The organism is Fictibacillus solisalsi (genome assembly GCF_900103485.1).
GTDB classification, from domain to species: Bacteria; Bacillota; Bacilli; order Bacillales; family Fictibacillaceae; genus Fictibacillus_C; species Fictibacillus_C solisalsi.
Map to the genome: position 1 here is coordinate 958,997 of NZ_FNHW01000001.1, position 13,968 is coordinate 972,964.

12 protein-coding genes are annotated in these 13,968 nt (G+C 46.2%); 11 read left to right on the forward strand and 1 reads right to left on the reverse strand.

Annotated features, from left to right (window positions below; all coding sequences use genetic code 11):
- The first annotated feature begins 14 nt into the window (after nucleotides 1-14).
- The 10 genes from BLT53_RS05020 to rnc all read left to right on the forward strand — a co-directional run bounded on the left by BLT53_RS05020 (nucleotide 15) and on the right by rnc (nucleotide 10,002).
- Nucleotides 15-1,697 (forward strand): DAK2 domain-containing protein, encoded by a 1,683-nt coding sequence (locus BLT53_RS05020; RefSeq protein ID WP_090233218.1) that lies wholly within the window; start codon nucleotides 15-17, stop codon nucleotides 1,695-1,697.
- A gap of 89 nt (nucleotides 1,698-1,786) precedes the next feature.
- Nucleotides 1,787-2,449 carry an L-serine ammonia-lyase, iron-sulfur-dependent subunit beta gene (sdaAB, locus tag BLT53_RS05025; protein ID WP_090233220.1) on the forward strand — a complete coding sequence of 221 codons (663 nt, stop codon included), beginning with the start codon at nucleotides 1,787-1,789 and terminating at the stop codon, nucleotides 2,447-2,449.
- A 21-nt stretch (nucleotides 2,450-2,470) separates the two neighbouring features.
- The gene (gene sdaAA / locus BLT53_RS05030; protein ID WP_090233221.1) at nucleotides 2,471-3,358 is read left to right on the forward strand and encodes an L-serine ammonia-lyase, iron-sulfur-dependent, subunit alpha; all 888 of its coding nucleotides are present in this window, start codon (nucleotides 2,471-2,473) and stop codon (nucleotides 3,356-3,358) included.
- Nucleotides 3,355-5,397: an ATP-dependent DNA helicase RecG gene (gene recG / locus BLT53_RS05035; RefSeq protein WP_090233223.1), complete on the forward strand. Its 2,043-nt coding sequence runs from the start codon at nucleotides 3,355-3,357 to the stop codon at nucleotides 5,395-5,397. The genes sdaAA and recG overlap by 4 nt, the downstream gene beginning before the upstream one ends.
- A gap of 150 nt (nucleotides 5,398-5,547) precedes the next feature.
- Nucleotides 5,548-6,126, forward strand: a complete 579-nt coding sequence (gene fapR, locus BLT53_RS05040; protein ID WP_090233224.1) for a transcription factor FapR — start codon at nucleotides 5,548-5,550, stop codon at nucleotides 6,124-6,126.
- Nucleotides 6,123-7,130, forward strand: a complete 1,008-nt coding sequence (gene plsX, locus BLT53_RS05045) for a phosphate acyltransferase PlsX (protein WP_090233225.1) — start codon at nucleotides 6,123-6,125, stop codon at nucleotides 7,128-7,130. The genes fapR and plsX overlap by 4 nt, the downstream gene beginning before the upstream one ends.
- Entirely contained in the window at nucleotides 7,130-8,068 is a 939-nt protein-coding gene (gene fabD / locus BLT53_RS05050) for an ACP S-malonyltransferase (protein ID WP_090233226.1), read from the forward strand. The genes plsX and fabD overlap by 1 nt, the downstream gene beginning before the upstream one ends.
- Nucleotides 8,069-8,072: 4 nt before the next feature.
- On the forward strand, nucleotides 8,073-8,813 hold the full coding sequence (gene fabG / locus BLT53_RS05055) for a 3-oxoacyl-[acyl-carrier-protein] reductase (RefSeq protein WP_090233227.1): 741 nt from the start codon (nucleotides 8,073-8,075) through the stop codon (nucleotides 8,811-8,813).
- Nucleotides 8,814-8,882: 69 nt separating this feature from the next.
- Nucleotides 8,883-9,119: an acyl carrier protein gene (gene acpP / locus BLT53_RS05060; protein WP_061969375.1), complete on the forward strand. Its 237-nt coding sequence runs from the start codon at nucleotides 8,883-8,885 to the stop codon at nucleotides 9,117-9,119.
- A gap of 175 nt (nucleotides 9,120-9,294) precedes the next feature.
- Nucleotides 9,295-10,002, forward strand: coding sequence for a ribonuclease III (gene rnc, locus BLT53_RS05065; protein ID WP_090236710.1), 708 nt, complete (start codon nucleotides 9,295-9,297; stop codon nucleotides 10,000-10,002).
- Nucleotides 10,003-10,044: 42 nt separating this feature from the next.
- On the opposite strand, the gene BLT53_RS05070 is transcribed toward rnc, so the two are convergent.
- A complete protein-coding gene (locus BLT53_RS05070; RefSeq protein ID WP_090236712.1) occupies nucleotides 10,045-10,269 on the reverse strand; it encodes a DUF1128 domain-containing protein in 225 nt (74 codons plus the stop codon).
- A 109-nt stretch (nucleotides 10,270-10,378) separates the two neighbouring features.
- Here BLT53_RS05070 and smc point away from each other — a divergent pair, with 109 nt between their 5' ends.
- The gene (gene smc, locus BLT53_RS05075) at nucleotides 10,379-13,945 is read left to right on the forward strand and encodes a chromosome segregation protein SMC (protein WP_090233228.1); all 3,567 of its coding nucleotides are present in this window, start codon (nucleotides 10,379-10,381) and stop codon (nucleotides 13,943-13,945) included.
- The last annotated feature ends 23 nt before the right edge of the window (nucleotides 13,946-13,968 follow it).

The window sequence follows — 13,968 nt, forward strand, 5'->3', positions numbered from 1 at the left end:
TAGGAGGAAAGTTTGTGTCTTTAACAGAGTTAGACGGTAAAAAGTTTGCGGCCATGGTTGCACTCGGTGCCGCAAACTTATCAAAAAACGCAGCAATGATTGATGCACTCAATGTCTTTCCCGTTCCGGATGGAGATACAGGGACAAATATGAACCTTACCATCACTTCCGGGGCAAAAGAAGTTCAGCAAAATACCAGTGCCGATATCGGCAAGGTTGCTCAAGGCTTTTCACGCGGCCTGCTGATGGGTGCAAGAGGCAACTCTGGGGTCATACTATCCCAGCTTTTCCGTGGTTTTTCAAAATCAATCGAAGGGAAGGCAACGATTACTTCGGTTGACTTTGCAAAAGCATTTGAGAACGGAGTAGAAACAGCATACAAAGCTGTGATGAAGCCGATCGAAGGAACCATTTTGACAGTGGCGAAAGATGCGGCGAGACGAGCCGTAAAGTCAGCAAAGAAAAATGATGATCTTCTTCTCGTGATGTATGAGATTGTTGAAGAGGCCAAAGTTTCTCTTGATCGCACACCTGATTTGCTTCCTGTACTGAAGGAAGTAGGGGTTGTGGACTCCGGCGGACAGGGGCTTCTGACGGTGTATGAAGGATTTCTTTCTGCCCTTGAAGGAAAGGAACTTGCGGAAATTTCCTCACAGGCACCTTCCATGAAAGAAATGGTCAATGCCGAGCACCATAAAGCTCAGCTCCATATGAAGACTGAAGACATTCATTATGGGTACTGTACAGAATTTATGGTGAGATTCGAAGAGGATAAATTAAAAAAAGCACCATTCAGTGAAGAAGAATTTCGTAACGAGCTGAATCAGCACGGAGACTCATTGCTTGTCGTTGCTGATGAGGAGCTCGTGAAGGTTCATATTCATACCGAGCAGCCTGGTGACATGCTGTCACTGGCACAGCGCTTTGGAAGCCTGATTAACATAAAAATTGAAAACATGAGAGAACAGCATTCAGCCATCTTGGAATCGGACCGGGCGAGGCATGAACCGGTCGCCACCCCGGCAGCCGAAAGCAAGAAAAAGGAATATGGAATTGTAACGGTTGCCATGGGAAGCGGGATTAAGGAGCTCTTTACTTCGCTTGGGGCAGGTTATGTCATTGAAGGCGGACAAACCATGAACCCGAGTACAGAAGACATCGTGAAAGCCATAGATGAAGTGAACGCAGAGAAGGTCATCGTTCTGCCGAATAACGGCAATATTGTAATGGCCGCCGAACAGGCAGCCACAGTCACTGACCAGGATGTTGCCATTGTCCGCTCGAAAAACGTTCCCCAGGGTATGGCCGCCTTGCTGGCTTTCAATCCGGCAGCGAACCTGGAGGAAAACCAGAGCAGGATGACAGAGGCACTAAACCATGTGACATCCGGACAATTGACCCATGCTGTCAGGGACACATCCATTGACGGAATAGAGATCACAAAAGGTGATTTTATGGGGATCATGAACGGAAAAATCGTGGCTTCCATGCCTGACCGAACAGAAGCCCTTCATCAACTTATCAAAGAAATGATTAATGAAGATTCAGAGATTCTTACGTTGATCACCGGAGAAGATGCAACTGAGGAAGAAACGGAATCACTGGTTCAGTACATTGAAGAAACATACCCCTCTGTTGAAGTGGAAGTTCATCCCGGAAATCAGCCTATTTATCCGTTTATTATCTCGGTTGAGTAAGTAAGATGTTCTCTTCATTATTGTTCAGATATGATACAGTAATGAAGGGAATATTTTTATGTGTAATTTTCTTTTTCGGAGGGACAAAAATGAAGTACAAAAGTGTTTTTGATATTATTGGTCCGGTAATGATAGGACCTTCAAGCTCTCATACCGCCGGTGCCGCACGCATCGGAAGGGTAGCCCGTGATTTGTTCGGACGGAAACCGGCTTATGCGCATATTTCTTTTTATGGATCGTTCGCCAAAACATACCGGGGCCATGGAACTGATGTTGCGATTGTTGGAGGTATCCTGGATTTTGATACTTTTGATACTCGGATTGTGGATGCGCTTTCATTGGCTAAGGAGCAGGACATTGAAATCAAAATGACGGAAGAAGATGCGATTACCGATCACCCGAATACAGCCAGGATTGTTCTTGGGGACGAGCATGGTAAAATTGAGCTGGTTGGAATTTCAATCGGCGGTGGAAAAATAGAAATAACAGAACTGAATGGATTCGATTTGCAGTTGAGCGGTGAACACCCTGCCCTTCTAATTGTCCATAATGACCGTTATGGCGCCATTGCAGGTGTGGCAAATGTTCTGGCCAAGCATCAGATCAATATTGGACATATGCGTGTCTCGCGAAAGGAAAAGGGACAGGAAGCGCTGATGATTATCGAAGTGGATCAGAATGTGGATCAAGTACTTGTTGAAGAAATCGAAGCTCTTCCCATTGTTCAGCAAGTAGTAAAAATAAACGAGTAAGCTTGAAAGGAAGAACGTCGTATGTTTCGAAATGTAGCCGAGTTAGTGGAACTTGCCGAAGCGAAAAACTGCAAAATCTCGGATATTATGATAGAACAGGAAATGGAAATTACAGGGCGGACAAAAGATGAAATCCTCAGTCAGATGGACCGTAATCTTAAAGTGATGGAGGAAGCGGTCGAGCGTGGAATCACCCAGGATGTGAGATCACACTCCGGTTTGACAGGTGGAGATGCCCTTCTCCTCCAAAATTATATGAAAAGCGGCAAAAGCCTGTCGGGTGAATTTATGCTTGATGCTGTAAGTAAAGCTATTGCCACCAATGAAGTGAATGCGGCGATGGGAACCATCTGCGCTACTCCGACCGCAGGTTCCGCAGGTGTCGTGCCAGGAGTGCTATTTGCCTTAAAAGAAAAATTAAATCCTACGAGAGAACAGATGGTTGCTTTTTTGTTTGCTTCTGGAGCCTTTGGTTTTGTTGTGGCTAACAATGCCTCCATTTCAGGTGCAGCCGGGGGTTGCCAGGCGGAAGTAGGTTCTGCCACAGGTATGGCCGCTGCCGCGATTGTTGAGCTGGCCGGGGGAACGCCTTCCCAATCGGCTGAAGCCATGGCCATTGCGTTAAAGAACATGCTCGGTCTTGTTTGCGATCCCGTAGCCGGACTGGTGGAAGTTCCTTGTGTGAAGCGTAACGCAATGGGTGCAAGCAATGCGATTGTTGCAGCGGATATGGCACTGGCCGGAATAAAAAGCAGGATTCCCTGCGATGAAGTCATTGATGCCATGTATAAAATTGGACAAACCATGCCTACGGCCTTAAAAGAAACGGCACAAGGAGGGCTGGCGGCTACACCAACAGGCCGGGAGCTTGAAGCTAAGATTTTTGGTATAGCCCTTAACAAAAAATGAATCTGAATCAGCTGAATGTAACTGAAATCAGCGGAATCGGGGAGAGCAAACGTGAAGTTTTGCAAGAACTTGGCATCGTCTCAGTTATGGACCTGCTTGAGTACTTGCCGTTCCGTTATGATAATCACCAGCTTAAGGATCTGGCCGACGTAAAACATGAAGAAAGAGCAACCATTGAAGGGAAGGTTCACAGTGAACCTTCTCTCCGTTATTTTCCACGGAAAAAATCAAAACTGAGCATCCGTGTGTTGATTGGCCGTTATTTGATCACAGCGGTTTTTTTTAATCAGCCGTATTTAAAAAAACAACTGACACCGGGCCAGACAGTAACACTTACAGGGAAATGGGATGCTCATAAAATGACTATGACAGTGAATGACATCAAGTTTGGTATACAGCCTCAGGACGAAAGCATTGATCCGGTGTATCCAGTAAAAGGAGAAATGAGTGTCAAGCAGGTTAGAAGGCTCATCAAAATGGGATTCGGCCAATATGGCGATCAGGTGGAAGAAGTGCTGCCAGTATCCACGCGGGATGCCTATAAATTGTGGCCGCGGAGCAAGGCACTGTACAGCCTCCATTTTCCACAAAGCTTTGAACATTTAAAGCAGGCAAGAAGACGGATGGTGTATGAGGAATTTCTCCTTTTTCAACTGAAGATGCAAATGTTCCGAAAAATCAACCGGGAACAATCTGCAGGAGAAACCCTGAATTTCAAGGAGGAAGATGTACAGAAGTTTATCTCCTCGTTGCCTTTTCCGTTGACAGGAGCTCAAGGCAGGGTAACCGGGGAAATATTAAACGACATGTCGTCCCCCTATAGAATGAACCGGCTGCTGCAGGGGGATGTAGGCTCCGGGAAAACGGTTGTCGCAGCAATCGCACTGTATGCAGCTATAGCTTCGGGCACCCAGGGAGCACTGATGGTGCCGACCGAGATATTGGCCGAACAACATTTTCAATCCCTCGGTCAGTTGCTCGGTCCCCATGGTCTGACGGTTGAGTTGCTGACCAGTTCGGTAAAAGGCAAAAGAAGAGCGGATATCCTCTCAAGGCTTGCTGCCGGAGAGGTTGATGTGTTAATCGGCACTCATGCATTGATTCAAGACGAAGTGGAATTTTTCAAGCTGGGATTGGTCATTACCGATGAACAGCACCGGTTTGGGGTCAAACAGCGCCGGGTGCTGAGGGAAAAGGGACAAAGCCCTGATGTGCTTTTTATGACGGCTACTCCGATTCCCCGGACATTGGCCATTTCCGTGTTTGGAGATATGGATGTATCGGTTATTGATGAAATGCCAGCCGGGAGAAAAGCTATTGAAACGTATTGGGCGAAACACCACATGCTTGACCGTGTGCTTGGGTTTGTCCAAAAAGAGCTTGATCAGGGGAGACAGGCTTATGTCATTTGTCCTTTAATCGAGGAATCGGACAAACTGGATGTTCAAAATGCCATCGATGTACATGCCCAGCTTCAGCAATATTTTCAACAATATAACGTAGGCTTAATGCACGGAAGGCTTCATTCTTTGGAAAAAGAAGAAGTGATGAGGGAATTTGCGGAAAATCGCTGCCATGTGCTCGTATCCACCACAGTGGTGGAAGTAGGGGTTAATGTACCCAATGCGACCATTATGGTTATCTATGACGCTGAGCGTTTTGGCCTCTCGCAGCTTCATCAGCTCAGGGGCCGGGTAGGACGGGGGAGCGACCAATCCTACTGCATATTGATTGCTGACCCGAAGTCGGAAGAAGGAAAAGAAAGAATGAGAATCATGACGGAAACATCCGATGGCTTTGTTTTATCAGAAAAGGACCTCGAACTGCGGGGGCCAGGGGATTTTTTCGGAAACAAACAAAGCGGGCTTCCCGATTTCAGGATTGCCGATATCGTCCATGATTACCGTGTGCTTGAAGTGGCGAGAAATGATGCTTCCAAGCTCGTAAACTCCAAAGCTTTCTATACAGATGACAGCTATGCGCTGCTAAGGGATTATTTGAAACAGACCGGAGCGTTTTCTTCGGAACGCTTGGACTGATCCAGTTTTGCGCAAGGAAACTCAGCCGTTCCCCTTGTATCCTTTCTTGAAAAGGTATAGCTGCTATTATATACTACTATTAGTACCAGCTCTTAAAAAATGGATAGCTGTGCTGATGCTTTAACTGGCATATCTGGATGGTGTGGATACATGAAGAGAACTAAAAAGGAAAGACAGGCATTGCTGAAAAGCACAATCGAGGCTACACCCTTCATAACAGATGAAGAACTGGCAGAAAAGTTCCGGGTCAGTGTGCAGACGATCCGGCTGGACCGGTTGGAACTCTCCATTCCCGAGCTCAGGGAACGGATCAAAAATGTAGCGCAGCAGCAGCTTGATACGGTCAAGGCCCTTCCGCTGGAAGAAGTGATCGGGGAAATTATTGATCTTCAGCTTGACGAAGCGGCCATTTCTATATTGGATATTAAAAGTGAACATGTGTTTTCCCGAACAAAAATTGCGAGGGGGCACCATCTTTTTGCACAGGCGAATTCGCTGGCTGTAGCGATCATAAATGATGAACTGGCGCTTACCTCAAAGGCCAATATCCGCTTTACCCGGCAGGTAAAAGAAGGGGAGCGGGTGGTGGCAAAAGCGAGGGTAACCAGAATAGAAGGATACCGTACTACGGTTGAGGTTACGAGCTACGTAGAAAAGGAAGCGGTCTTTTCCGGTCAATTCATTATGTTCCGTTCGACCGGCGAAGGAAGGGAAGGAAGTGCAACATGAGAATTGCAATCGATGCAATGGGCGGAGATAATGCGCCTGAAGCTCAAGTGAAGGGCGCATTAAAGGCACTCTCTGCCTTTGAGGATTTGACCATTGTTTTAATCGGAGATGAAAATAAAATCTCACCCTATTTGACATCTTCAGATAGGGTGGAGGTTATGCATACCGAGGAGAAGATAGGAAGCGATGAAGAGCCGGTTCGTGCCGTGCGGAAGAAAAAGAATGCTTCCATGGTTCTTGCCGCCAAAGAAGTGAAAGAGGGGCGGGCAGATGCCTGCATTTCTGCGGGAAATACGGGGGCGCTTATGGCATCCGGACTGTTCAACGTCGGCCGGATCAGTGGAATTGACCGCCCGGCACTGTCACCGACTTTACCAACCATGGATGGCAAAGGGTTTTTGCTCCTGGATGTTGGCGCCAATATGGACGCAAAGCCGGAGCATCTGCTTCAATATGCCATTATGGGCAGCACCTATGCTGAGCAGGTCCGTGGAATTAAACAGCCAAAAGTCGGGCTGTTAAACGTAGGTACAGAGGATGAAAAAGGAAATGCGTTAAGCAAAGCTGCTTTTTCCCTCCTTAAGGACGCGCCCATTCATTTTATCGGAAATGTGGAAGCGCGGGATTTGCTAAACGGGGCAGCTGATGTGGTGGTGTGTGATGGCTTTTCGGGAAATGTCGTCCTCAAAACGATCGAAGGTACGGCGTTAATGATGTTTTCCATGCTCAAGCAGGAATTGACGGCCACAACGGTCAGCAAACTGGCGGCGGGTCTCTTAAAGCCGAGGCTTAAAGGCCTGAAGAACAAACTTGATTATTCGGAATATGGCGGTGCGGGATTGTTTGGTCTTGGTGCTCCTGTCGTGAAAGCACACGGATCATCCGATGAGAACGCCATTTTTAATGCAGTTCGGCAAACAAGAACCATGGTGGAGAAGAAGGTCGTTTCCATCATCGCCGAAAAAATGAAAGAAGTAGAAAATGAGAAAAAGGGGGAAGAATAATGGGTAAGATTGCTTTTTTATTCCCTGGCCAAGGATCCCAAAGCGTGGGAATGGCACAGGAACTGGCACAAAATTTCGAGGAAGCCCGAACTATTTTTGAATCCGCAGACAACAGGCTTGGCTTTTCCCTGTCTTCTGTGATCTTTCAAGGACCGGAAGAGGACTTGAAACGTACGGAAAATACACAGCCTGCATTGCTTACAGCAAGCACGGCTGTGCTTGCAGTATTTAAAAAACACGGCATTCAGGCCGATTACACTGCGGGCCACAGCCTTGGTGAGTATTCTGCATTGGTGGCAGCGGGAAGCCTGTCCTTCGAGGATGCGGTGTATGCGGTAAGACAGCGGGGGCTTTTCATGGAAGAAGCCGTACCTGCCGGTGTTGGCGCCATGTCTGCTGTACTCGGAATGAAACAGGCCGATTTGGAGGAGATTACGCAAAAAGTGTCTCAAAATGGCCATGCGGTACAAGTGGCGAATTTAAACTGCCCGGGTCAGATTGTGATTTCGGGAACGGCACAAGGAGTGGCAGATGCCGCAAGTCTTGCCAAAGAAAATGGGGCCAAGGTCATTCCATTGCAGGTAAGCGGTCCATTCCATTCATCGCTGATGGAACCTGCTGCTCAAAAAATGAAGGAAGTGCTTGATACGGTCGAGATCCGCAATGCGGAAGTTCCTGTCATTGCCAACGTTTCTGCCAAACCTGTAGAAGAAGCATCGGTCATTAAAGAAAACCTGGTCAAACAAATCTACTCTCCTGTCCGCTGGGAAGAAACAGTGAATGAATTGATGGCGCTCGGAGTGGATACATTTATTGAAATCGGGCCGGGAAAAGTTCTTTCAGGGCTTGTGAAAAAGGTCAACCGCAGGGCAACAACCATTGCAATCAGTGACGAAGCAAGTATGAATGCCGCAATCGAAAAGCTGAAGGGGGAGTAACTCCATGCTAAACGGAAAAACAGCGCTGGTTACCGGAGCATCAAGAGGAATCGGAAGAGCCATCGCTCTTGAATTGGCAAAAAACGGAGCAAAAGTCGCTGTCAATTATGCCGGCAATGAAGCGAAGGCAAAAGAAGTCGTGGAAGAAATTATCAATATGGGTCAGGAAGCCATTGCTGTTCAGGCGAATGTTGCTGACAGTGAATCCGTAACCGGAATGGTCAAACGGGTAATCGAAGAGTTTGGTTCACTTGACATTCTTGTCAACAATGCAGGGATCACCAAGGATAACCTGCTGATGCGCATGAAGGAAGAAGAATGGGATTCTGTGCTCGATACGAACTTAAAAGGTGTATTTTTGTGCACAAAAGCGGTCACCCGCCAGATGATGAAGCAGAGAAAAGGAAGAATCATTAACATTTCATCTATTGTTGGTGTCTCAGGAAATCCTGGACAGGCCAACTATGTTGCAGCCAAAGCCGGAGTCATCGGACTTACAAAAACGACGGCAAAGGAACTTGCGAGCCGCAATATTACGGTCAATGCTATTGCACCTGGTTTCATTGATACGGAAATGACCGAAGTGCTTGAGGAAAATGTTAAAGGTGAAATGCTGAAATCCATTCCGCTAGCGCGTTTTGGCAGTACAAATGACATTGCTTCACTTGTGACGTTTTTAGCAGGCGACAGCAGTTCTTATATTACCGGACAGACCATCAACGTTGACGGCGGAATGGTAATGTAATCGAACCGTTTATTCTATCTAGTTTTTTTTTCTTAAATGGTATATAGTATTGAAAGGAGGTGAATACACATGGCAGACGTAATTGAAAGAGTTTCGAAGATTATCGTAGATCGTCTTGGTGTAGACGCTGCAGAGGTTAAGCCTGAGGCTTCTTTTAAAGAAGATCTTGGTGCGGATTCCTTGGATGTTGTTGAACTAGTAATGGAACTAGAGGACGAATTCGATTTGGAAATTTCTGACGAAGATGCTGAAAAAATTACAACGGTTGGAGACGTTGTTAATTACATAAACAGCAACAACAACTAATCATGTTTTTAAAAGTCCCGTAACGAATCGTGCGGGACTTTAACCTATTCGCAGAAGAATGAGCAGGTACCCTCTAAGTGTTATGCAGGAGGCAATGATGAAAGGTTCAAAGAAACAAACGTCAAACAATAAAAAAGGCTCCCGACAACGGTTCAAACACCCGTCGAGAAAATTAATGGACGAAAAAGTACGAAAACAAAAGGTAGCTCCTTTGCAGGAACGTATTGATCTTTTTTTTGACAATGAAAAACTGCTGGTACAGGCATTTACACATTCATCATATGTGAATGAGCATCGGGGACGTCCGTATGAAGACAACGAACGGCTTGAGTTTCTGGGGGACGCTGTGCTGGAATTAACCATTTCTCAGTTTCTTTACTCCAAATTTTCGACCATGAGTGAAGGTGAACTGACAAAACTGAGAGCAGCAATCGTTTGCGAGCCTTCTCTTGTTATTTTGGCTAATGAGCTTCATTTTGGGGATTATGTGCTGCTTGGCAAGGGTGAGGAAAATACCGGCGGGCGTACAAGGCCTGCACTGCTCGCTGATGTCTTTGAAGCCTTTATTGGTGCACTGTATCTGGATAAAGGACTTGAAGCCGTCAAAGCATTTTTGGAAATTCACGTATTTCCCCGAATCAATGAAGGTGCTTTTTCTCATGTGATGGATTTTAAGAGCCAGCTTCAGGAGTATGTACAGCGGGAAGGCCTGGGTACGATCGATTATAAGATCATTCAGGAAAAAGGGCCGGCGCATAACCGTGAATTTGTTTCAGAGGTCAAGCTGAACGAAGATCCTTTTGGTGTTGGCTACGGGCGTTCAAAAAAGGAAGCGGAGCAGCATGCTGCACAGGAAGCGCTGGAGAAAATAATGAAACATTAAAAAAACACCCTGCATGAGGGTGTTTTTTCCATTATGTAGTCATTATTTTTTTTTCAGGGATCCAAGCTCGGACACGATGCTTTCCATATCACGAACACTGAAACCGGGCATTTTCATGACCATTTCATAAAGGTCTTTAATGTCTTCATATTGGTCAACGGTGTAATCGTCACCCTGTATCAAACCTGAATTTACGAGCTGCAGCTTTCTTTTTACGGCTTCAATCATGAACTCTATATTTTCCTGGCTGGCAGTGGTTAAATTCATCATAGCACCCTTTCTTTCCTCTTTCTTGTTAATTGTAGCATAAAAGAATCTATTTGTATGTTGATCTATGGTAAAATAAATTAGTTAAGAATACATAAGGGGGATTAAGATGTTCCTCAAACGATTAGATGTTGTAGGTTTTAAGTCTTTTGCGGATCGAATCAATATTGAATTTGTGCCGGGAGTAACGGCGGTGGTTGGTCCGAACGGCAGCGGGAAAAGCAATATTTCAGATGCTGTCCGCTGGGTGCTCGGGGAGCAGTCGGCCAAATCGCTCCGCGGATCGAAAATGGAAGATATCATCTTTGCGGGAAGCGACAACCGAAAGCCGCTCAATGTGGCTGAGGTGACTCTCACGCTGGACAATGAGGATCAGCACCTCCCGCTTGAATATAATGAAATCAGTGTAACCCGAAGAGTTTACCGTTCCGGTGACAGTGAATACCTGCTGAATAAACAGCAATGCCGGCTAAAGGACATTGTGGATTTGTTTATGGATTCGGGACTTGGCCGTGAAGCATATTCCATTATCGGCCAGGGGAAAATTGAAGAAATTTTAAGCAGCAAAGCCGAGGACCGCCGGAAGATATTTGAAGAAGCGGCCGGTGTTTTGAAATATAAAACGCGTAAGCAAAAGGCAGAAGCTAAATTGCAGGAAACGCAAGAGAACCTGAATCGCGTGGAAGACATTCTTTATGAATTAGAAGGACAGGTTGAGCCGCTCGAGATTCAGGCATCCATTGCCAAGGATTTTCTGGAGAAGAAAGAGGAACTTGAGCAAATTGAAGTCGCATTGACGGTCTATGAGATTGAAGAACTTCACGGGAAATGGGAAAAGCAGTCGAAACTTGTGGAGGAGCTGAAAACAAAGGATTCTGCGCTTGCCGCCAAGGTGAAAAATGAAGAGGCATCGCTTGAACGCATGCGTTCGGATATCCAGGCGCTGGACGAATCGATCGACGAGCTGCAGCAGTCTTTGCTGGTTGCGAGTGAGGAACTGGAAAAGCTCGAAGGAAAACGTGAAGTTTTAAAGGAAAGAAAGAAAAACTACCATCAGAATAAAGAATCCCTGAAACAGCAGATTCAGAACTTCAAGAAAAAGAAGGAGGAGCTTGAGCATGCTTCAGCTGAAGGAGAACGATTATTCGGTGAGCAAAAGAAAGAGCTCCGAACACTTAGGAATAAGCTGAAAGAAGAAGAAAGCCGGCTGTCTGTTATGGAGCTGGATCTTGAAGCTGAGATCGAACGGTTGAAAAGTGAATATTTTGAGGCTCTGAACAACTCAGCATCGATCAAAAATGAGATGCGGTATTTAACAGACCAAAAGAGCCAGCAGCAGTTTAAATCCACGCGTCTGGACAAAGAGCATGAGGGTTATATAGAACAGCGGGAAAACGTCCACACGGACAAGCTTTCCCTGCTCAAACAGGTCAAAGCGGCCGAGGCGAAAATATCAGGCCACCTGGAGCAGTATGCCAAACTCAAAAAACAACTCGAACAAAAAGAAAAAGAAAATGAGGAAAAACAGAATAAACTGTATCAAGCGTATCAGTTTATTCAGCAGTTCAAATCGAAAAAAGAATGGCTCGAATCCATGCAAGACGAATACCAGGGCTTTATGCAGGGCGTAAAAGAGGTGCTAAAGGCTAAAAGCACCCTTGCCGGCATTGAAGGAGCGGTTGCTGAATTGATCAGTGTTCCAGCCGAAGTGGAAACCGCTATTGAAACGGCGCTCGGCGGGACCATGCAGCACATCGTCACCCAAAGTGAAAAGGATGCTGTAGCCGCTATTTCATTTCTGAAGAAAAAAAAGTATGGGCGTGCAACCTTCCTGCCAATGTCCGTAATCAAAGGAAGGTATATTCAGCCTTCGGATCTAAGTCTTGCTGCGTCCCACCCGACTTTTGTTGGTGTGGCGAGCCAATTGGTGGCTGCCGATTCCAGCTATGAGAAGATTATCGCCAACCTTTTGGGGAATATTTTGATTGCCAAAACGATTGAAGGTGCCAATGAAATCGCCAAACTCATAAGGTACAAGTACCGTATTGTCACGCTCGAAGGAGATGTTGTAAGTGCCGGCGGCTCGATGACAGGAGGAAGTGTCAGACAAAAGAACTCCTCACTTCTCGGACGGCAGCGTGAACTGGACCAGGTGACTGAAAAGCTGGAAAAGATGGAAAACCAGACAGTTTTTGCCGAGGCCCAGGTGAAAGAATCCAAAGCGGCAATCCTCCAATTGCGTGAACAGCTGGATGCGTTCAGGCAGGAGGGGGAAAACAGCCGCTTGGAAGAACAATCGCTCAAAAGCAAACTGCGGGAAATTGAGATTGAAGAGAAAAATCTGAATGACAGGCTATCTCTTTATGACCGCGAAAAAAATAGCTATCATACGGAACAGAATTCCATTGCTGAACGAATTACAGAGCTTGAAGCCTCCCTTGAAGATAACAAGAAAGAGGCTGAACTGCTCGAGCAGAAAATCGAGGAGCTTACGATCCGCAAAAAAGATCAGCAAACATCCAAGGAAGAGATACAGCAGTCTGCCACCGCATTAAAAATCAAAATTGCGGAAAAGGAGCAGCAGACCGCCAATCAGCAGGAAAAGCTGGACAGACTACGGTCGGAATTAAAGGCTGTAACGGACCAACTGGAAGAAACTGATCAGGACTTCTGGATGCTTGAGGAAGAGATGAACAGCAATTCATCTGGAGAAGAAGTACTGGACGGGCATATTGCTTCCAAAAGGCAGGATAAAAATGCGGTGCTCCATCTAATCTCACAGCGCAGGCAGGAGAGGCTTGAACTTTACCAGAAGTCGGAGGACCGTGACAGGGAGCTTAAAGAATCGAAGCGTATTCTTAAACAGCTCAATGATGCACTCCGCATTGAAGAAGTAAGCATTAACCGGCTGGATGTTGAACTCGATAACCGCCTCACCCATTTACGAGAAGAATATGAACTTTCATTTGAAGGCGCCAAGGAAAAGTTTGCACTTTCCATAGCAGCAGACGAGGCGAGGAAAAAAGTAAAATTGATCAAATTGGCCATTGAGGAACTGGGTCTGGTCAACCTTGGAGCGATTGAAGAATATGAACGTGTGTCCCAGCGGTTTAATTTCCTTACAGAACAAAAACAGGATTTGGTAGAAGCAAAGGAAACCCTTCATGGGGTCATTGATGAAATGGACATCGAAATGAAAAAAAGGTTTGAAGAAACGTTTACCGGCATACGCTCTCACTTTGGGCAGATTTTCAAGGAGCTGTTCGGGGGAGGCAGAGCCGATCTTTCTCTAACCCACCCGGAAAATCTTCTGACAACAGGTGTGGATATTCTAGCCCAGCCTCCCGGAAAAAAACTGCAGCATCTTGCGTTGTTGTCAGGAGGAGAGCGGGCGCTGACAGCGATTGCCCTTTTGTTTGCCATCCTGAAAGTGCGTCCCGTCCCTTTTTGCATTCTTGACGAAGTCGAGGCTGCACTTGACGATGCCAACGTTGGACGGTATGCCAGCTATTTAAGAACATTCAGCAAAGGAACGCAATTCATCGTGGTAACCCACAGAAAGGGTACGATGGAAGAAGCGGATGTTCTGTACGGTGTGACCATGCAGGAATCCGGTGTATCCAAGCTGGTTTCAGTGAAACTTGAGGAATCAAAGGAACTTGTCGGTGCAAACTGACCAATAGAGAACCAACCATAGGA

Bases quoted from the DNA above. Each gene is read 5' to 3' on its own strand.
- sdaAB (WP_090233220.1), top strand. From the start codon at position 1,787: ATGAAGTACAAAAGTGTTTTTGATATTATTGGTCCGGTAATGATAGGA.
- sdaAA (WP_090233221.1), top strand. From the start codon at position 2,471: ATGTTTCGAAATGTAGCCGAGTTAGTGGAACTTGCCGAAGCGAAAAAC.
- recG (WP_090233223.1), top strand. From the start codon at position 3,355: ATGAATCTGAATCAGCTGAATGTAACTGAAATCAGCGGAATCGGGGAG.
- fapR (WP_090233224.1), top strand. From the start codon at position 5,548: ATGAAGAGAACTAAAAAGGAAAGACAGGCATTGCTGAAAAGCACAATC.
- plsX (WP_090233225.1), top strand. From the start codon at position 6,123: ATGAGAATTGCAATCGATGCAATGGGCGGAGATAATGCGCCTGAAGCT.
- fabD (WP_090233226.1), top strand. From the start codon at position 7,130: ATGGGTAAGATTGCTTTTTTATTCCCTGGCCAAGGATCCCAAAGCGTG.
- fabG (WP_090233227.1), top strand. From the start codon at position 8,073: ATGCTAAACGGAAAAACAGCGCTGGTTACCGGAGCATCAAGAGGAATC.
- acpP (WP_061969375.1), top strand. From the start codon at position 8,883: ATGGCAGACGTAATTGAAAGAGTTTCGAAGATTATCGTAGATCGTCTT.
- rnc (WP_090236710.1), top strand. From the start codon at position 9,295: ATGGACGAAAAAGTACGAAAACAAAAGGTAGCTCCTTTGCAGGAACGT.
- BLT53_RS05070 (WP_090236712.1), bottom strand. From the start codon at position 10,269: ATGAATTTAACCACTGCCAGCCAGGAAAATATAGAGTTCATGATTGAA.
- smc (WP_090233228.1), top strand. From the start codon at position 10,379: ATGTTCCTCAAACGATTAGATGTTGTAGGTTTTAAGTCTTTTGCGGAT.